The organism is Herpetosiphon gulosus, from assembly GCF_039545135.1.
In the GTDB taxonomy this organism is placed as follows: Bacteria; Chloroflexota; Chloroflexia; order Chloroflexales; family Herpetosiphonaceae; genus Herpetosiphon; species Herpetosiphon gulosus.
The window spans coordinates 121,641-141,197 of record NZ_BAABRU010000011.1; the positions used below are offsets into that span (position 1 = coordinate 121,641).

The 19,557-nt window shown below is 49.5% G+C and carries 16 protein-coding genes; 5 read left to right on the forward strand and 11 right to left on the reverse strand.

The window, feature by feature from the left end:
• Positions 1-2 precede the first annotated feature (2 nt).
• Positions 3-917 carry a DMT family transporter gene (locus ABEB26_RS16015; RefSeq protein ID WP_345723053.1) on the forward strand — a complete coding sequence of 305 codons (915 nt, stop codon included), beginning with the start codon at positions 3-5 and terminating at the stop codon, positions 915-917.
• Between the two features lie 29 nt (positions 918-946).
• Entirely contained in the window at positions 947-1,882 is a 936-nt protein-coding gene (locus tag ABEB26_RS16020; protein ID WP_345723054.1) for a branched-chain amino acid transaminase, read from the forward strand.
• 112 nt (positions 1,883-1,994) lie between these two features.
• On the opposite strand, the gene ABEB26_RS16025 is transcribed toward ABEB26_RS16020, so the two are convergent.
• Positions 1,995-3,419: a hypothetical protein gene (locus ABEB26_RS16025; RefSeq protein WP_345723055.1), complete on the reverse strand. Its 1,425-nt coding sequence runs from the start codon at positions 3,417-3,419 to the stop codon at positions 1,995-1,997.
• A 224-nt stretch (positions 3,420-3,643) separates the two neighbouring features.
• Between ABEB26_RS16025 and ABEB26_RS16030 the strand changes: the two genes are divergently transcribed.
• The 3 genes from ABEB26_RS16030 to ABEB26_RS16040 all read left to right on the forward strand — a co-directional run bounded on the left by ABEB26_RS16030 (position 3,644) and on the right by ABEB26_RS16040 (position 5,727).
• Positions 3,644-4,363, forward strand: a complete 720-nt coding sequence (locus tag ABEB26_RS16030; RefSeq protein WP_345723056.1) for a class I SAM-dependent methyltransferase — start codon at positions 3,644-3,646, stop codon at positions 4,361-4,363.
• 89 nt (positions 4,364-4,452) lie between these two features.
• A complete protein-coding gene (locus ABEB26_RS16035) occupies positions 4,453-5,193 on the forward strand; it encodes a TylF/MycF/NovP-related O-methyltransferase (RefSeq protein WP_345723057.1) in 741 nt (246 codons plus the stop codon).
• 27 nt (positions 5,194-5,220) lie between these two features.
• A complete protein-coding gene (locus tag ABEB26_RS16040; RefSeq protein WP_345723058.1) occupies positions 5,221-5,727 on the forward strand; it encodes a hypothetical protein in 507 nt (168 codons plus the stop codon).
• On the opposite strand, the gene ABEB26_RS16045 is transcribed toward ABEB26_RS16040, so the two are convergent.
• The 10 genes from ABEB26_RS16045 to glpX form a co-directional block, all read right to left on the reverse strand.
• Positions 5,702-6,868: a glycosyltransferase family 4 protein gene (locus ABEB26_RS16045; protein ID WP_345723059.1), complete on the reverse strand. Its 1,167-nt coding sequence runs from the start codon at positions 6,866-6,868 to the stop codon at positions 5,702-5,704. The genes ABEB26_RS16040 and ABEB26_RS16045 overlap by 26 nt on opposite strands.
• Before the next feature lie 8 nt (positions 6,869-6,876).
• Positions 6,877-8,184, reverse strand: coding sequence for a polysaccharide pyruvyl transferase family protein (locus ABEB26_RS16050; protein WP_345723060.1), 1,308 nt, complete (start codon positions 8,182-8,184; stop codon positions 6,877-6,879).
• Positions 8,181-9,452 carry a lipopolysaccharide biosynthesis protein gene (locus tag ABEB26_RS16055; RefSeq protein WP_345723061.1) on the reverse strand — a complete coding sequence of 424 codons (1,272 nt, stop codon included), beginning with the start codon at positions 9,450-9,452 and terminating at the stop codon, positions 8,181-8,183. The genes ABEB26_RS16050 and ABEB26_RS16055 overlap by 4 nt, the downstream gene beginning before the upstream one ends.
• An 11-nt stretch (positions 9,453-9,463) precedes the next feature.
• Positions 9,464-10,693 carry a glycosyltransferase gene (locus tag ABEB26_RS16060; protein ID WP_345723062.1) on the reverse strand — a complete coding sequence of 410 codons (1,230 nt, stop codon included), beginning with the start codon at positions 10,691-10,693 and terminating at the stop codon, positions 9,464-9,466.
• Positions 10,693-11,838, reverse strand: a complete 1,146-nt coding sequence (locus tag ABEB26_RS16065) for a glycosyltransferase (RefSeq protein WP_345723063.1) — start codon at positions 11,836-11,838, stop codon at positions 10,693-10,695. The genes ABEB26_RS16060 and ABEB26_RS16065 overlap by 1 nt, the downstream gene beginning before the upstream one ends.
• Positions 11,835-13,883, reverse strand: coding sequence for a hypothetical protein (locus tag ABEB26_RS16070; protein ID WP_345723064.1), 2,049 nt, complete (start codon positions 13,881-13,883; stop codon positions 11,835-11,837). Before ABEB26_RS16070 ends, ABEB26_RS16065 begins: the two co-directional genes overlap by 4 nt.
• 118 nt (positions 13,884-14,001) lie before the next feature.
• Positions 14,002-14,820 carry a biotin--[acetyl-CoA-carboxylase] ligase gene (locus ABEB26_RS16075; RefSeq protein WP_345723065.1) on the reverse strand — a complete coding sequence of 273 codons (819 nt, stop codon included), beginning with the start codon at positions 14,818-14,820 and terminating at the stop codon, positions 14,002-14,004.
• Complete coding sequence (gene abc-f / locus ABEB26_RS16080) at positions 14,814-16,457, reverse strand: ribosomal protection-like ABC-F family protein (protein WP_345723066.1); 1,644 nt, start codon at positions 16,455-16,457, stop codon at positions 14,814-14,816. The genes ABEB26_RS16075 and abc-f overlap by 7 nt, the downstream gene beginning before the upstream one ends.
• 425 nt (positions 16,458-16,882) lie before the next feature.
• Complete coding sequence (gene rho, locus ABEB26_RS16085; RefSeq protein WP_012190910.1) at positions 16,883-18,133, reverse strand: transcription termination factor Rho; 1,251 nt, start codon at positions 18,131-18,133, stop codon at positions 16,883-16,885.
• A 351-nt stretch (positions 18,134-18,484) separates the two neighbouring features.
• Positions 18,485-19,471 (reverse strand): class II fructose-bisphosphatase, encoded by a 987-nt coding sequence (glpX, locus tag ABEB26_RS16090; RefSeq protein ID WP_345723067.1) that lies wholly within the window; start codon positions 19,469-19,471, stop codon positions 18,485-18,487.
• Positions 19,472-19,557: the final 86 nt, after the last annotated feature.

The following is a 19,557-nucleotide window of genomic DNA, read 5'->3' on the forward strand; positions in this document are numbered from 1 at the left end:
GTATGACACTGCGGCAAACGGGGGTACTTTTGATTTTGGCCTTAGTTTGGGGAGCATCATTTTTATTCATTCGGCTGGGCGTAGAAACCATTCCACCAATTACCTTTGTTTTTCTGCGCTTGGCGATTGCTGCGGTGTTGATTTATGCTGTGCTGCGCTGGCAAAAAGTTCAGTTACCACGTGAGCGCAAACTTTGGTATTCACTCGGTTTCGTGGGGTTGATTAATGCGGCCTTGCCCTATTGTCTGTTTGCGTGGGGCGAGCACAAAATGGGCGCTAACGCCAGCGGCTTGGCTTCGATCTATAATGCGACTACACCCTTGTGGACAGTGATTTTGGCCTTTGCCTTTGTGCGTTCCGAGCGTTTGACGGGCGTTCGTACCTTTGGCATTGTGCTGGGCTTTGCGGGTGTGGTCTATCTCTTTTCGCGTTCGATTGGCAATATCAATAGTTTGGATACTTGGGGGCAAATTGCCTGTATCATTGCCTCATCGATGTATGGGATTGGCACGTTGTATGTGCGGCGCAACTTTGGCAGTTTGCCAGCACTGATTCCAGCCTTTGGTCAAATGGCAAGTGGCGCGATTATGCTTTTGCCAATCGCGCTCGTGGTCGATCATAATAGCTGGCAAATGCCAAGTTTGGTTTCGCTTGGCTCGCTGTTTGGTTTGGCCATTTTAGGCACAGGCATCGCCCAAATTCTCTACTTTTGGTTGGTGAAGCAGGTTGGCGCAGCGCGAACTGCCCAAGTCACCTATATTTTGCCAATCTTTGCGATTTTTTGGGGCTGGCTGTTTTTGAATGAAGCCATTCGCAGCGATATGCTGATTGGCCTATGTTTGATTTTGCTGGGCGTGATCATTGTCAATGGCAAATGGCCATTTCGTCGTCAGACCGTTGCTGCGTCCAGCAGCTAATTCGTTGTTGCCTAGTTTAAGGAGTATCTATGTCCACCAATCGTTTTGCCTTTTTCAAAGGGGAAATTGTGCCGATTGCTGATGCCAAAGTCAGCGTGATGAACCATGCCTTGAATTATGGCACAGGCTGCTTTGAAGGCATTCGAGCCTATTGGAACGAAGCCGACGAGCAATTGTATGTGTTTCATTTGCAAGCCCACTACGAACGTTTGTTGCGTTCCTGCAAAGTGCTGCAAATTCGCCTACCCTACAGCGTTGAGCAATTGGTTGAGACCACGCTTGAACTATTGCGCCGTGAAGAATTTCGCAGCGATGTCTATATTCGTCCGCTGGCCTACAAATCATTCGAAGGCATTGGCGTGCGCTTGCATGATATTAGCGACGATTTTACAATTTGGGCAATTCCCTTTGGCAAATACATCGAAAAAGAAGCTGGCTTGAAAGTTGGCATCAGTTCATGGCGACGGATCGACGATAACGCGATTCCAGCGCGTTTGAAAGCAACTGGCTCCTACGTGAATTCGGCTTTGGTCAAGAGTGAAGCCATGCAAAATGGCTTTGATGAAGGCATTGTCTTGACCCAAGATGGCCATGTTTGCGAAGGTAGTGCCGAAAATATCTATGTGGTGCGCAATGGTGTGCTGTATACCCCAGGCATTACTGATAACATTCTTGAAGGCATCACCCGCCATGTGATCAAACAACTGGCAACTGAAGAATTGGGCTTGCAAGTTGTTGAACGTTCAATTGATCGTACCGAACTCTATGTTGCTGATGAAATCTTCTTCTGTGGCACGGGAGTTGAAGTTACTCCGGTGGTCGAGGTTGATCATCGAGCAGTTGGGAATGGCCAGATTGGCCCAATCTTCAGCCAAATTCGCAGTTTGTATTATGCTGTGACCCATGGCCAAGATCCTAAGCGGCGTGAATGGTGCAGCCCAGTCTATAGCTCAGTCCTAGCCTAAATCTTCTCAGCAACTCAAACGCCAGTTCAAGCAAACTGGCGTTTTTTATTGGATCAAAAAAGCCTGCCCCATTGCTGGAGCAGGCCCAAGGGAATACTTGAAGCTTTTAAGCCTAGTTGAAAGGAATACCGTTGTAGTCTTCACCAGTGGTACCGCCGGTAACAGGTGACGTTACGCGAGTAACCACGATCAATTGAGCACCAGTACCTTCAACCACGGCTGAACCGCCACCAACACCCATACCAGCAGCGCTTGGGCTGGCTGATGTTGGGTTTGAGCTAGCCTTAGCGCCAGCAGCGATGCTTGGGATGGTGTGGGTACCGAGCAACGTGCCTGAACCGCTGTAGTATTTGACGGTTACATTGGTTGCAGCAGTCGTACCAACATTTTGGATAGCGATGAAGGTTTGTTGACCACCTTGAGCTGGAGCCAACCAGCGAACATATGGCAATGCAGTCTTAGCGCTACCAGCGGTTGCACCTTCGAATGCAGTGTACAAGCCAGCACCGCTAACCTTGCCAATCGCCAAGATTGGTTGGGTTGAGTTGATAGTTGCTGAACCACTGAAGCCATTTGGTGCCAAACCACATGGGTTGAAGCTAGCCTTAGCGCCAGCAGCAATCGTGGTTGCAGTTGACGTTACGTTGACTGGAGTGCTACCAGCGGTACCAACGTAAGTAACGGTGACGCTTGCTGAAGCAGTACCAGCATTTTGAACTGCATAGAACGTAGTGGTTGCACCACTTGGAATAACCAAGTTACAAAGCGATGTTGCCATGAACACTTTGGTTGCAGCAGCGCTTGCTGGGAATGCTTGTGAAGCATAAGCCCCAACCCCGTTGGTTTGCAATTCAAGCGCCGTACCAACAGCGCTACCAGGATTGGTGGTGCCAGTCTTGACAGCGGTTACCTTGACTGAACCGTTGAAGGTTCCGGTAAGAGCTGCAATCGTGCCAGCATCGTAGTAGACTGAGGTATTTGGCAATACGTTGGCTGGGTTAGCGGTGTGAACCACTGCGCCATTGGCTGGGTTAATAAATTGAACGGTGAAGTCGTTGGCAACTGAATCGGTGTTTTGAATGACAAACTTGCTGGTGTAGTTAGCAAATGACTTCAAAACGGTTGGAATCAACACAACGTCTGATCCGCTTGAGAAACCATTTGACAATGGGCGGTTCTTGACTTGTGAAGCTGCGGCTGGAATTTGCACCAAGGTCGCTGCAATTGGTTGGTCAGCTGAGATCACGGCTGAACCATTGAAGGTGGTTCCCAAGCCGCTGACTGAGCCAACGAAGTACGAGCCAGCACCATTCTGAGCCAAGGTTGAGGCTGGGATGGCTGATGGTGTACCACTTGAGCTGTAAACGGTCAAGTTGATGTTAGCAGTGCCCGTACCAATGTTTTGGTAGGTGATCGAGGTGGTGAAGGCGGTTGCATAGGCGTTGGTTTGAGCTGATACGCCCCGACCGCCTACTGCAAAGATTGAAAGCAACAAGGCAACCATCATTGCCCGTACACGTAGCTTCGCAAACGTCATTGATAAACTCCTTTGATAAGACCGCTAATTTACCTAAACGCTTTTAGGTATTCCCTTGTTATGCTGGCTATAGTATCACAAGATCCTAGGCTCATCGCAATACTCCATCTTGGCTAATCGGGGGATTATTGATCGGTTTAGTGGTTATTGCACTGGTTTGCTGATGAATTAACAGCATGGTATGCTTGGCAGCGGTTCGTTAACTATTGTTTTAGGAAGTTATTATGGCAATTTTGCCAAAAATTTTGCGTCGATATGCCAAAAATTCGTCGCGCGTCTATCTTGAGCAGTTTGTGCAACAGGCCGCGCAAAGCTTGCAACCTGGTCAACGCATGCTCGATGCCGGGGCTGGCGATGGGGCATATCAACGCTTTTTTAGCCATGTCACCTATGAATCAGCCGATTTTTGCCAAGTTGATAAGGCTTATGCGCCCATGACCTATGTCTGTGATCTGGCGGCAGTTCCGGTTGAAGCTGAACGCTACGATTTGATTTTGCTGACTCAGGTTTTGGAGCATTTGCCCAATCCGCAACTGGTATTAACTGAGATGCTGCGGCTGCTCAAGCCCAATGGCACGCTCTGGCTCTCGGCTCCGTTGTTTTATGAAGAGCATGAGGTGCCTTTCGATTTCTATCGTTATACCCAGTTTGGCTTCAAGCATCAACTAACTCAGGCTGGCTTTCAGGTTGATCAAACCCAATGGCTTGAGGGCTATTACGGCACACTAGCCTATCAGGCGGATTTAGCAGTACGAAGCTTGCCGTTGAATCCACGCTTGTATGGCGGTGGTTGGGCTGGTATTGGCGGGAGTTTTGCTGCGCTATTGCTCCGGCCATTGTTGGTGGTTACATCATTATTATTTAGTCGCCTTGACCTCCAATATAAATACACTGCTGCCGGAATGTGCAAAAATTATGCCCTAATCGCCCGTAAAAGTAGCTAAATCTCCACTAATCCTTTTGGGTTAATCAGGCTGTTTAAGCCTTGTTTAGAGGGGTTAATTTAAAATCAATCAGTAGGAGTAGTCGTATTTTGGGAATCAAAACATCAGTCAAGAAATTTAAGTCAACGATCATCGATCGCTGGCAATTGAGTAGGCTCAATCGAGTTCAGCCAAAGCTGGTAACCACAATTACTCATGTTCAGCACCACCATTTAACCTATCTTGATACCCAAGCCTTGATCGATCTTGGGCTGGCGGTTGCTCAACTCGAACAGCAAGCAATCGCTGGCCAAATGCTTGAATTAGGCTGTGCAGCAGGTGGCTCAGCAATCGTGATTACCAGTGTAAAAGCCAAATCACGCCCATTTGCGATTTATGATGTGTTTGGCATGATTCCACCACCTTCAGAACGTGATGGTCAGGATGTCCATCGACGCTATGAAGTGATTAGCACTGGGAAATCACCAGGTATCGGCAATCGACGCTATTATGGCTACGAAGAGGCGCTTGATCAAAAGGTGATTGCGGCCTTTGCTGAAGCTGGCTACCCAATTGAGCAGCATCAGGTAAGTTTGGTGAAGGGCTTATACGAAGATAGCTTGCAGATCGATCAGCCTGTGGCTTTGGCTCACATCGATTGTGATTGGTATGATTCGGTGATGGTTTGTCTTGAGCGGATTGTGCCCCACCTCGTTCAAGGTGGAATCTTGGTGATCGACGACTATACAAGTTGGTCGGGCTGTCGCCAAGCTGTTGACGATTTCTTCCGCGAGCACCAAGCTGAGTTTCGCTTTGAGCATAAAAGTCGTTTGCATATTACACGCCGCTAAATTAATCTTATATGAGGGAGTTTTTCGATGCGCAAAATAATTTTAGTAGGGCTACTAATCGGGGCTTTAGTTGGTTGTAGCGATACGAGTATTCCCCCTACCGTTAATAGTACATTGCCAACCGCTGTAGTCCCACCTACCCCCACTCGTAGCGACTTTGGGCAAGATATTGATCTGACTCAAATTAAAGATCCTGAAAGTGGCCGAGCAACAGTTTTTGGCAATGTTAGTAACCCAACCAACAACCAACCTTATAGCCAGGTTCAGGTCCAATTGGCCGAAGCCTATGATAACGAAATCGGCGAAACCAATTTTGTGCTCAACACTGCTCAAAGCCCAATCACCTTTGCCGACGATCAGGGCGATTTTGTGTTTGAAAACATCCCACCTCATCGCTATGTGGTGGTGGTTGGTGATGTCTATAGCAATTACAAAATTTTGCTCGGCCCTGATCAAGTAACGCTCGTGATTGATGCGAAAGTTGATCAAAAGCTCGATTTAGGCCCACTTAAGGTTGATATTTTTGCTCCCTAAGCAAGCGCTCGTAGATTTCGCCATACTGGGCGGCAGTACCTTCCATAGTGAACTGCTGCCCCCATTCGTAGCCGCGCTGAGCCATCAGCGCCGTTTCTGTTGGATGTTCAAGCATCCAAATCATGGCCTCAGCTATGGCACTTGGGTTGTCAACCTCAACTAAAAGCCCAGTTTCGCGATCAACCACTTGCTCGTTATTACCGCCAATATTAGTGGCAATCACTGGTGTTCGCGCCGCCATTGCCTCTAAAATCACTGTGGCAAAGCCTTCCCAGCGTGAAGTTGAAACCAGCACATCAACTTGGCTGAGTACTTCGGGAATATCACCACGCGGGCCAAGGAATTTGATTGCATGCTCGATCGCTAAATTAGCCGTTAGTTGGCGAAAATTGGCCTCTTGTGTGCCTTCGCCTGCCAACCAAAACTCAGCCTCAGGGTATTGTTGTAACACTAAAGCCGCCGCCTGAATAAAAATATCTTGGGCTTTTTGAATTTCTAAGCGCCCAATCAATAAAAATCGTGGTGGGCTAAATGGCATATGTTGTTTGGGCCGATTAAATTGTTGCAAGCGAGCCGAGGGTAAGCTATTTTGAATCACGGTCGCTGAACGCCCAAATAGCCGAGCCGCTTTGCGCTGATCAAGCATGGTTTTGGTTGCTTGGGAGATCGCAATTTCTTGACTAAATAGTTGGGTGTAAACAATATTCATCAAGCGCCGAACCATCGGGCGGGTTACCCACATTGAATTAACATGCAGGGTTCGAACAAGTTTAGGATAGTAGCTAGGGTGCAGTAATTTTTGCAAGCTAATGAAAAATTCCACTCGCTCAACGTGAGTATGAATAATATCAACCGCTTGTTCACGAATCAGATAATTCAGTAAGGTACTGAATCGCACCATATCGTAGCGTAATTTGCTACGTTCATGCACCATAATCCGCGTTTCAATGCCTTCATCGGCCAAGGTTTTGAGCCAACGCTGCTCCGAAGGTGCATCAAAACGATGAATGCCACACAAAATTGGCCGAAAACGGTTTTTATCTAAAGCTCGCGCTACTTCAATGCCAAACAGGGCTGAGCCGCCTGCGCCTTCAGCACTGGCGAAACCGGTAATAATATGGGCGACAGTTATTTTACGCATATAGGTTGCTACTTTGCTCCTCGTAACCAATCGCCAACCGCCGCCCGAATTTGGCTGGGTAGGCCTTCAAGTTGGCTTTGCAGTGCTGGAATGCTGCTGTGCAAGATAGTTTTAATTGGGCCTTGGGCAGCCAAGGTTTGTTCAAAGGCACGAATAAGGTTCGCACTATCGATCGATTCGATCGGAATTTGATAATCGGCCAAGCCTAGCATTTGCATCACGCCTGCCGATTTGTGCAAATAGCCAATTACAAAGCTAGGAGTGGTGGTGCTCAAGGCAAAAATCGCCGAATGCAAACGGGTTGCAATCAGCAAATCAAGCTGGCTATACAGTTGCTTGAGCATGGCTGGTTGCAAGCGATCATCAATAAAGGTGATTGGGGTATCGGCTGGTAATTGGGCGATCAAGCGTCGCGCTACCACCCGATCATCCTCAGCCTGGCTGGCTCCAACACATTGGGCAAACAGCAAGATATGCACATCATCATGCTGGCCGATGTGCTGAATCAAATCAAGCAAGGCTTGCTCATAACGCTGGCCATGGCTAAACCCCGAGCCTGGGTGCTGAATCCCAAAATCCATTGCTGTGATGCCAACGACTAAAGCAGGGCGTTTGGCTGGTTGCCACCAACGCGCCAAATAGTGCTCGGCTTGGGTTGGCTCGACGGTTGGGCAGTTGAAGGCCACATCGGGCACAACAGGCACTGGCTGATTAATCCCAATGCTGTAGAGATAGTGTTGCGAACGTTCTTCGCGAGCATAGGCTAATACCGAGCGATTGACCAACCACGCCAAGAGCATTTGGTTGATTTTGCCAGTGACCGGGCCAAACGATTGCGGCAACATCACAAGCGGCTTGCTCATCAGCACTGGCAAGGCCACACCCAACCAAACCCAAATATAGTTTAGGTCGAAGGCTTTGGTCGCATACAAATAGCCGCCACCAATCGCCGCCGTAACATCAGCTTCAAAATAGTGGTCGAGTAGTTCACGCCAAGCACTGGTTTTGGCGGGCTTGAGTTTGATGCGTGTCCAGCGATAGATTAGGCTGATGCTGACCAACCACATTGCTAGCCCCAGCATCAGCCATTTACGCCGTGGCTTGGGCGCATCTTTGATCAAATTGGTTTTATGTTCATGGATCGACCGAATATAGGCTACATCAGCGGGTAGCCATTCGGGCGGATCAGGCTGATTGATCACATAACTCAGATCGGCATGGGGAAACGCTGCCCGTAAATGGGCCAACGATTGCTCAAGTAAGGCCAAATCGCCAGCATTTTGCGGCGAATGCGCATTTAATAATAAAACCTTCATCGCATCACTTTCTTATAGGTCAGCCATGCACCATAGCCATACGAGATAAACAGGGCAATTTCGGTGATCATGTTGATAATTGCTACGCCATGCAATCCATATAACGGAATCACGACAAAATTGCCGAGAATGCTAATTGTGGCCCCGATTGTTTGCAACTTGACCCGCAATGGCTGCTGATCGTTGGAAACCATAAAAGTCGCCCAGCAGAAATTCAGGCTTTTGAGCAACGGAATAATCGCCATAATTTGCAACAACGGAATTGCAGCGGCATATTGCGACCCATACATCAGGTTGATAATCCAATCGGAATACCAGGTAAGCAGCGCGAACCATGCCAAGCCGTAGAGGATGCTCAAGCCAATTGCCAAGCTAATCACGCGGCGATAGAGTGGCGAGCGCGGTGGATGCTTGACGATCATTGGCAGCAAAATTTGGGCGGTAATGCTAGGCACTAAAAAGGTGTTGTTGATAATCGCTAGTGGCGGTGCGTAAATGCCTGAATTAATCGTTGGCAGCAGCAAGGCGACCAAAAAGAGATCAACCCGCAAGGTCAAATAGGCCATTACCTCGGAGACAAAGTAGAAACGGGCCTCGCCGATTGTATTGATCCATTGGCGTGGTTGCCAAACCCAGCGCAAAATGCCATGCAAATAGTAGACGCTCAGGCCAAAGCCCAAGGCTACCGCAATACAGCGATAGATCACCACCGTGGAAAATGGCAAGCTGGGGGTAAACCAAATTGGCACAAACAAACTAAATGCAACCAGAATTTGCAAACTTGAGGCTTTGAGTACCTGAATCGATGCTCGCAAAGCGGTATCAGCAGTGCCAACCAATAAATCGCCAATAATTCCAGCGCAGGCCAAGGCAATCAGGTGCGGGGTAAATTCTGGGCTACGCATGCTGACAAACGGTGCGGCGGCCAATAACAGGCCTGCTAACACAAATCCACGCAAGGCAAATACCCGACTTACCGATTTATTGAGTTTCACTCGATCAGTGCTTTGGCGCAACAGCCAATTATCCAACCCCAAATTGGCCAGAATAATCAGTGGGTTGAGCAAGGCGTACAGCGAGTTGAACAAGCCATATTGCTCAGCCCCCAAGCGCCGTGCCAAAATAATTTGGGTAAAAATTCCCAACACCCGCGCCAGCATCACTCCGCCAACCCCAAAGCTGATCTGAAAAAGCCGAGCGCGTGGCAATTTGGCTGGGGCAGGGGCTTCGGCCACACTGGCTTGAGTTGGCGTAGATTCCTTAATCATTGCCCAACTCGCTATTTGGTTGAGGCCGGGCCAAGTGGATGGTTCGCATAAGATTCCTCGTAGCCTACTCGCCAACGTAGCGCCAACGCCGACCAGGCATAGTCAGCCGCTCGTTCAAAGCAGGCTTGGCGATCAGCTTCGCTCCAGGTTGCGAGCACTGCTTGCAGAGTTTGGGCCAAAGCTAGTGCATCGCCAGCAGGAGCGATCAACCGATCAGCAGCAAAATTCAGCACAAGCCGCCGATCGCCGACATCGCCAGTAACTGGGGGAATTCCCAAGGCCAAGCTTTCAAATAGCTTCAAGGGCGAGCGGGCTTGTGCCACCATATCATCATACACTGGATCAACCGTGACGTTGGCAAGCGCCATCCACAGAGGAATCGTGCGCCGATCTTGATGTCCAAGACACAAGATCCGCTCAGTATAGCTATGTTCACGAATCCAATTCTGCACATAGCCAAGATCTTCGCCGCCACCAATTAACACCAGCCGAATTAGTGGATCATGCTTTAATTGCTGATCAAAAGCATCGAGCAGGAGGTTGATCGGGTGGTTGTGTAAGGCAATTGTGCCAACATAGGCGATCACCTGCATTCCATCCAAGCCCAAACTTGTGCGCAAGCCTGCCAAAATTGCTGAATCTGGCGTTTGGAAGAGGCTCAGATCAACACCGTTGGGCACATAGACAATTTTGGCAACCCGTGCTGTGAGCATCCGCGCCGCCAAGGCTTGGGTATTGACGGTTACGCCTTTAGCCAAACGCGGCAAGAGCCATTGCCAAAAGCTAAAAACCATGCGCTGCGCTTGGTTGGTCAAACGATTGCTACCAACTTCATCATCATCGCAATCGACCCAAAAGCGTTGACCTCGCCCCAACAACACACCCAAGATCGCCGCCAAGCCATTGACTGGCTGCGGTTTGCCAAGGTGGTAAATCTCAGCGGGCGAACAGAGAATGGCCCAAAGCATACCCAAGGTCGCAGTAATCAAGACCCATAACAATTGCAAGGGCGAAAATGGCAGTACCTCGCCATGACGTTTGCGCGAGTGCATCTGGCCAACATACCAAATTTCCACCCCGTCCTGTACAAAGCGACGTTGCTGGCATTGTGCCAAATCGGGGTGCAAAGCCAAGATGCGTATTTGATCGCCTTGGCGCACCAATTCCTTGGCCAGATTAAAGTAGCGTTGACCTGAAGGCCGTTCAATGCCCATCGTGATCAGAAAAACGATCCGCCGCATTATTTGGCCCCAATTCGTTCAAGGCAGTTGATCAGATTTTCCCAGCCATGCAGTTGTTGACCACGTTCAGCTTGGACGGCGGCGGTCATCGGGGCTTTTAATTCAGCCTGAAAATAGCGCAGAATCGCCTTGGCTAGAGCAACTTCATCCTGTGGTGGCACGACTAAGCCATTTACGCCATCGCGCACAACTTCGTGCAAACCGCCAACTCGCGTGGTGATGACGGGCTTGCCAAGCCCAAAGGCCAATTGGACGACCGCGCTTTGGGTCGCCGAAATATAGGGTAGCACGACCACATCGGCCACATCAAAGTAGGGACCAAGTTCCTCATTGGGCACATAGCGATTGATAAAGGTCACATTGGCTTCAACCCCATATTCGCGGGTATAGCGCTGATAAAATTCTGGCGAAGCCCAAAACTCGCCAACGACCAGCAAATGTACAGGCCGTTCTTGCACCACCAACGGCAAAGCTTGAATCAAATATTCTAGGCCTTTGTAAGGGCGTACAAAGCCAAAAAATAGCAAAATATCGTGATCGCTGGCGATGCCAAGTTGCCCACGCAAGCGCTCAATCGCCGCCGCATCGGTGTGCTTGGCGACCTCTTCGAAGGTTGGCAGTTGCGATTTCAGCACGGCAGCTTGCGGCAACAGCGCTTGGGCACGATGCAAATCTTGGTCGCTATGCACAATCAAGGCATCGCCCTGTTTGAGCACCGTCGAAGCCATACGCCGATCCAAAAAGCCACCACCATCGTGGGGCATTACATTGTGACAAATATAGACAACTTTGGCTTTGGTGTGCTTTTTCAGCCAGCGCGAAATATAGCTTAGCGAGGGTGTCCAGTAGGGAACCCACCATTGCAATACTACCAAATCCGGCTGATCGGCGCGAATTTTGCGACATAAGCGCCACCAGGTAATTGGGTTGGTGGGATCAAGCACATATTCACATTCGACCCGCAATGGTGTAGCACTGGGGTCTTTATCGGTTTTGCCCGGGAAGAGCCAGCGCGGATATTGGCGAGTATACGAATAAAATCGCACATGATGGCCAACTTCGCGCAAATGTTTGACCAACAGCGTGGTGTAATGAGCAATCCCCCCACGGTAGGGATAGGTTGGTCCAACCACACATAGTTTCATTGTTGCGCCTTTACTGCAAAAATCACCACTCCATCACGCTCGTAAACAATTGGAAATTGCTCTGGCAGATAACGGAGTGCTTGAATATCTTGTTGAAATTTGGGATTATTTTGACTCAACCGCACGCCACTATAAATATAATCGATGCCTTGGGCCTGCAATAATTGGCGGCCTTCGGCACTTGCCAAGGGGGTTGTGCGCAGCGCTTCATACAATAAATACACATTGTAATCAAACTTGGGATCGCTGGCTTTCTCCGAGCCATAGGTTAGCGGGGGAATCGTTGTTTGGCGCTTCGTCAGCAGCGGAATCCAAACCCCTCCATCTTCGCCAACCACCAGCGCATCGCCATAGCTCATAATGCCATTAATCAAAAATTTGGCATCAGCAGCAGTAGCTTGCTCAATCCAATTCAGCGCTTGTTGATCGCCTGCGAAAAACATGCGATATTGGTCGGTGGCCAAGGTACTTTGCCATGGCATAGACCATGCAATCGTCAGTAATAGCAAAACCATGCTTACACCACGCAGCCAGGGCCAATGTTGCCAGCGTTGGTAGAGCCAGCCGAGGGGATAGGCCGCCAACGGAATCAGTGGCAGATAGAGCATAATTGCTACTGCAAAGCCTGTGATAATGCCACTTAAAGGCAAATTCAGCACATAGGGCACGGCAATCAATTCTAGCCCAAGGCTCCAGATGGCGAGCCAAAGCATGCGCCAATTGCGCTGAGCACAAGCCAGCCACAATCCCAGCCCAATTAAGATCATCAAGGGAGCTTTGATATAAAATGGCACGATTGCCACCAAGGTGGCTACACTGCTAGCATAGCTTTGACTGTAGCCAGTGACATAGTTGCGGGCAATCGCTGTGAGCTTGCTTTGCACAATCGTGTAGAGCCATGGCGCGGCCAACACGGCGCTGATCAAACCAACTGCGCCGCCTCGCCAAAGCACCTGTTTGGCATAATCGAAACGTGGATGTTGAGCTACTAAAGCCAGCACCATCAGCATCAAAATAATCACAGCGAAGATTGTGACTAAATAATGGGTCAGCACCAAGCCTGTGGTCAAAATAACCGCTAAACCCACTAATTGCCAATTAAAGGCTTTGTAATCGAGTAAAGCCAACCATGCTACGATAACCCCAACCAGAATAACTTGGCCAGTTAGTTGGGTAAAACGTCCCCAGTTGACATAGAAACTGGGCATGGTGTTGTAAAAACAGGTGAATACGAGCGCGATGATGCCAGCAGCTTTGTTGCCGCTCAAACGGCGAGTTAAAAGATAGGCCAACGGGCCAACTGCAATATTGATCATTTGGCCCATATATAGTACAGCACTGGTGGCCGATAATTGACCCCACCATGCCAAAAAAGCGCTATTGGCATGAAACCCATAATGATAGCTAAATGTAGTTAAATCGGCATAGGGATGCCATGTTTCAAACAAACCACCATGATCAAGTAATAGTTGGGTGATCATCGAGTGATGATACGAATCGCCCCATTGTGCCACCGCCAAATCGCGCACGACCAGCAAGCGTTGCAACACAATTACGCTGGTTAATCCAATGAGCAACCAAGCATGGCTCGATGGCCGAATCCGTTTTAGCTCGGTTAGGCGATCAGGCCAAGTGCTGGATTTTTTGGGCCAGATTGCTGCCAGCAAAGCCAACCCACCATAGCCAAATACTAGCCAACGATTAATTGGTAAGCCAACTAGATCGGCGAGTTGGAGCAAGATTGGTGGCAGGGCAATCCCAATACTCCAACTTAACGCCCAACGTTCAAGCCGATCGAAGCGGCCACTTGGGCTACACCAGCGGATCACGGCCCAGCCAGGCAGCAACAATCCCCCAAGCATAAAACTAAGGCTTGCGCCAATTTCAAGCGTATGGGTTGTCAGCCAAACCAAGCTCTGGCCTAAACCAAAACTTGCCAAGGCGACCAGCATGAAAAAAATAACCCCAAGCAGATTAAGCCAAGGTTGGAAACGCTGCCAGCGCGAGGTTGGTAGTTGATTTGCCGCAAGGGAATCGATCTGCATGCATTGTGGCCTTTAATTCATGTGACAGGTGTCACAACGTGGCGAGTATAACAATAGCCTAAAACGCTGTCAAACCTTGGGACTTGAGCAACGCTAGGCTATCGAATGTGCTGCCAAATTAGGCTTGCGCGATTGGGCGAACTTTAACATCGCCAGCATAGACGGTGTGCAGTTGACCATCGCTGCTGCGCACTTGCAAGCCACCATGCTGATCAACCGATTCGGCCACGCCGCTAAAATTGTGGCTGCTCAACTCAACTTCGACAGTTTGGCCGAGCGTGGTTAAACGGCTAAGCCATGCTTGACGTAAGGCTTCGCGGCGGCCACTGCGCAAACTGAGATACTGGCGATCGTAGCTTTGCAAAATTGCCCGTAACAAGGCCGCCCGATCAACATCCTTGCCACATTCCACGGCCAACGATGTGGCAGCTTGGTTGATGCTTGGATCTTGGGTTGGCTGCCAATTGACGTTGATACCGCTCCCAATCACGGCCCAGCGTAGCCGTTCGGGGCCAGCAGTTTCTAGCTCAACCAAAATGCCTGCCAATTTACGCCCATTAATTAATAGATCGTTGGGCCATTTTAGCTCAACCTTGCAGTTAGTTTCGCGTTCGATTGCTTCGCTAATCGCCACCGAAGCCAACATAGTTAATAAAAAGCTTTCGCTTGGCAAGAGCCAGGTTGGACGCAGTAGTAGCGAAAGCAACAAACTGCTGCCAGCCGGAGCGCTCCAACTGCGTCCACGTCGTCCACGGCCAGCGGTTTGTTCGTTAGCGACAATCACCAAGCCTTCGGATACTCCAGCAAAAGCGCGTTCGCGAATTAGGCTGTTGGTTGAGGCAGTTTGTTCGAGGCCAAGCAACTCTTGACCAATAATCAAAGTTTCTAGCTGATAACGGGCTGGTTCGATAATTGTTTGTTCAAATGATGTTAGCATAGGCGCGTTAACCGTCCCTGTTGTAAATGCCAAATCTCGCCAGCAAACTGCTGAATAAAGCGCCGATCATGCGAAACCGCAATGATTGGCCCAGTAAACTGATTGAGCGCAGCCTCAAATTGCTCTAAAACATCAAAACTTAGATGGTTGGTTGGTTCATCGAGCAATAACAAATTGGCGCGGGCGGCAATCAGTCGGGCTAATTGTAACTTATGCAACTGACCTGTGCTAATGCTGCCAACCGCCCGATTTACTTCGGCATAGCGAAATAAGCCCGACCAAACTAGCTCATTGATCAAATCTTTGTTAAAGCCCAGCAAACCTTCGCGATAGGCTTCAAATAGGCTTTGCTCAGGCTTGGGCCGCTGATATTCTTGGCGTAAATAGCCAATTTGCAAGTTCGGGCCATAGCGAATCTGGCCTGTGCTTGGTTGCAAATCGCCAGCAATCAGGTCAAGCAAGCTGGTTTTGCCGCTGCCATTGGCTCCTGTGATCAGAATCCGTTGACGTGGCCGTAGTTCTAAATTGATCTGTTCGAGGATGCTGTGTTGCTCGCGCTGATAGCTTAGGTTTTCGATCGATAGCATTTGTTGACTGCCATCGGGGTTGGGATTAAAGGTTGGGTTGATTGCGAGTGGTTTGGGTGGCTCGGGAATCGGATCAGCCAAAATACGCTCAAGCGCTTGTTGAGCTGAACGCAGATTGCGTGAAACAGCCGCTGCCACATTTTCGCCCTTGGAGTGATAAATAAAACCATCGTTGTCGCGTGGCGCTCGATTATGGGCAACTTGCTGATTTTGGGCTTTGGCTCGCATTTGCAATTGGCGAATTTCGGCTTGCTGACGTTGATAATCAGCTTCCCAGCGTTCGCGTTCAGCTTGCTTGGCGGCAAAATAGGCGCTGTAGTTGCCAGGGTACGTTTTGAGTTGATGCGTATGTTCATCAAGCTCAATAATTGTGGTTGCCACTTGATCAAGAAAAGCCCGATCGTGCGAAACTACCAAAATTGCCCCACTATGGGCTTGGAGCCAAGTTTCAAGCCATGCGCTAGCCTGATGGTCGAGGTGATTGGTTGGTTCATCCAATAATAACAAATCGGGGTTGCTAATCAGGAGCGCGGCTAAACCAAGTCGGGTTTTCTCGCCGCCCGATAGCGCTTGGACTGAGCGATCCCGTGGCAGGTGGCTTAATCCCAAGCCCCCCAACACCTGATCAATCCGATGATCAAGCTCATAGCCACCACGCAACTCAAAGCGCTCGGCCACATCGCCATATCGTTCTAAAAGATCGGCAAGTTGATCGGGGTCGGCATGGGCCATTTGGCTGCTTAATTGCTCAAGCTGTTGGCGGAGTTGGCTGAGCTGTTGTTGGCTGGCGGCCAGTAATTGCTCAATATTTAGATCGCTAGGGGTGATTAATTGCTGGGTTAAATAGCCATATTCACAGCCCTCGCCCCAGCGAATTGTACCAGTATCGGCTGGCTCTTGGCCAATAATTAAGCGCAATAAGGTCGATTTACCAACGCCATTCGCGCCGACGAGGCCAATTCGTTCGCCACGATTGAGGATTAACCCGATATCGCTGAGGATTTGATGTGGGCCATAGGCTTTGTTGAGGTTGTTGATCTGCAATAACATAGGTTCGATGATCTCCTAAATTGTTGGATGGGTTCTAAAGCTTGGTTTCCGATCATCAAACGGTTGATTTTCATTGGTAGAACTCCCTAAAACAATCAATAGTTCAAGCTTAGCATGGGTGGTAACTCCCCAACATCAGACAAAAGAACGAGCAACGTAAAATCAAAAGGCAAAATAGTAATGGCGAGGGATCAGGATTCAGGGGTTAGAATGGGCAGTGGAAATATAATGTGCATACAAAGAACATAGAACATAGAGCAAAGAACATAACATTAGAGAAGAGTCATTCGTGTAATTCGTGTAATTCGTGTAATTCGTGGCTAAACCTTAACCTTCGCACGCTTCATCCTTCATCCCTCATCCTTTAAAAAATGCTTCCCTGCCCTCAATGACTGAGAACAGGGAAACATCGCAGTTACGAAGTTTTAGAGGCTCTTGTTGAGGGTCAGCAAGAACTCATCGTTGGTACGGGTTTTGGACATCCGCGTCAGCACCAATTCAGTGCCTTCGTTTTCGCCCAACATACTGACCATACGGCGCAATGTCCAAACTTGGCGCAATTGCTCAGGCAAGAGCAACAATTCATCGCGCCGGGTTGAAGAGCGTGCAATATCGACTGCCGGATAGGTGCGGCGTTCAGCCAAGCGCCGATCCAAGTGCAATTCCATGTTGCCAGTACCCTTGAATTCTTCGTAAATCACGTCGTCCATGCGGCTACCAGTATCGACCAAACAGGTAGCGATAATTGTCAACGAGCCGCCGCCTTCGATGTTACGAGCAGCACCAAAGAAGCGTTTTGGAGGGTACAAGGCCACTGGGTCGATCCCACCAGTCAAGGTTCGGCCTGATGGCGGCATATCCAAGTTGTAAGCCCGCGCCAAACGGGTGATCGAGTCCATCAAAATCACCACATCTTGGCCGCCTTCGACCAAGCGTTTGGCTCGTTCGAGGGTCATTTCAGAAACCTTGGTATGATCTTCAACTGGCTCATCGAAGGTTGAGGCAATCACTTCGCCGCGGACTGAGCGGCGCATATCGGTGACTTCTTCAGGGCGCTCACCAATCAACAAGACCATCAGATGGGCATCTTGATAATTGGTGGTAATACCATTGGCAATCGCCTTCATCAACATCGTTTTACCAGCTTTGGGTGGCGAAACCAGCAGCCCACGCTGACCACGACCGATTGGTGCAATCAAATCAACCAAACGAGTTGAAAGAATTTGCGGCTCAGTCTCCAAAATAAAGCGTTCATTGGGAAAAATCGGGGTCAATTTTTCAAAATGGGGGCGCTTACGAGCTTGCTCAGGGTCCATACCATTAACTAATTCAACCCGCAGCAAACTATAATAGCGTTCACTTTCTTTGGGAGGACGAATCTGGCCGGAGATGCGGTCGCCAGTACGGAGGCCAAAGCGGCGAATTTGAGTTTGCGAGACATACACATCATCGGGGCCAGGCAACATGCGGTCGCTGCGTAGAAACCCGAAACCGTCAGAAACGATATCGAGAATCCCGGTGTTGAAAATATTGCCTGCTTGTTCAGTTTGAGCCTGAATTAATTTGTAAATGAGGTCTTGTTTCTTGAGGCGACTATAGCCAGAGATATCTAGCTCCCGAGCCATTTCTTGGAGGTCGCTCAACGTTTTGTTTTCTAAATCAGCAAGGTTGACCACCGTGCTATCCTCCTACGATGAATTCTTACAGCGGGCGTGCATCATCCGACCTCTTCAAAAAATCAATGGCGTTGCGTGGCGAACTAATAGCATAGTTCAGCCAATATGCCGCACAACCATGCGTTCACGGACGTGCCCACAATGGGAAGCGATCTTGTGAGGGGATGTAACTAATCAGTTGCGTTTTAAAAAGTTGGCTGCTGTTTGGAGATGTGTGAATGTGACGCTGGAAGGGGATTCCCAAATGCGTCGCACGCAGTATACCACGACTGACAAAAGCAAGCAACGCCATTTTTAATCATGACGTTGCTCGATTTTAAGCAATTTCTAAGTCAAGCAGTGACGGTATATTTAGTGCTCGGCAAACGGCAAATCTGAAATCCGCATCAATTTATCCCAACGGTGACGAGACTCGATGTAGCGCACTGTGCCAGAGGCCGAACGCATTACCAACGAGTGAGTGGTAGCACCCCACCCAAAAAATTGTACGCCCTTGAGAAAATCCCCGGTCGTAATTCCCGTCGCCGCCCAAAAAATATTGTCTCCTTGTACCAAATCGTTGGTCGTGTACACTTTGTCGAGATTCAAGCCGTTCTGACGGGCTAGGTCACGCTCACGGTCATTACGCGGCCAGAGCTTACACTGGATCTCGCCACCAGTACACTTCATGGCGCAGGCCGAAATCACCGACTCGGGTGCTCCGCCAATGCCCATGAGAATATCTGCGGGAGCCTCAAGCATGCTCGGCATGAGGCTGGCTGCAACGTCACCATGCAAAATCAGTTTAATCCGCGCTCCCATTTCACGAATCCGCGCAATAACATCGTGATGGCGAGGCCGATCAAGCACAATGACGGTTACATCTTCGACCCGTTTTTTAAGTGCTTTGGCAACGCTGCGGATGTTGTCTTCAACCGAAGCGTTGATATCGATACTGCCCTTGGCCGATTCGCCAACGGCAATTTTATCCATGTAGACGATCCCTGGTGGGTTGAATAGACTGCCACGTTCGGCTGCTGCGACGACCGCAATTGCCCCCGGCATGCCTTGGGCCAGCAAGGTTGTGCCTTCAACTGGATCAACCGCAATATCGACCCGTGGTTCGTTGCCGTTGCCGATCTGCTCGCCAATGTAGAGCATGGGTGCTTCGTCTTTTTCGCCTTCGCCGATCACCACAATCCCATCCATATCGGTGGCATTGAGGGCAAACCGCATGGCATCGACCGCCGCACCATCAGCTTCGTTCTTATCGCCCCGACCCATCCAGCGGGCTGAACGTAACGCAGCCGCTTCGGTTGCCCGTTGGAGATCAAACCCCAAATTACGCTCCAGCTTCATGCCAACCTCCTTGTTGTGCAATATCATCGCTTGCGAGCTTTACGATTATTCTAAAAATGCGATTGTACCATATTTCGCAAAGTCGG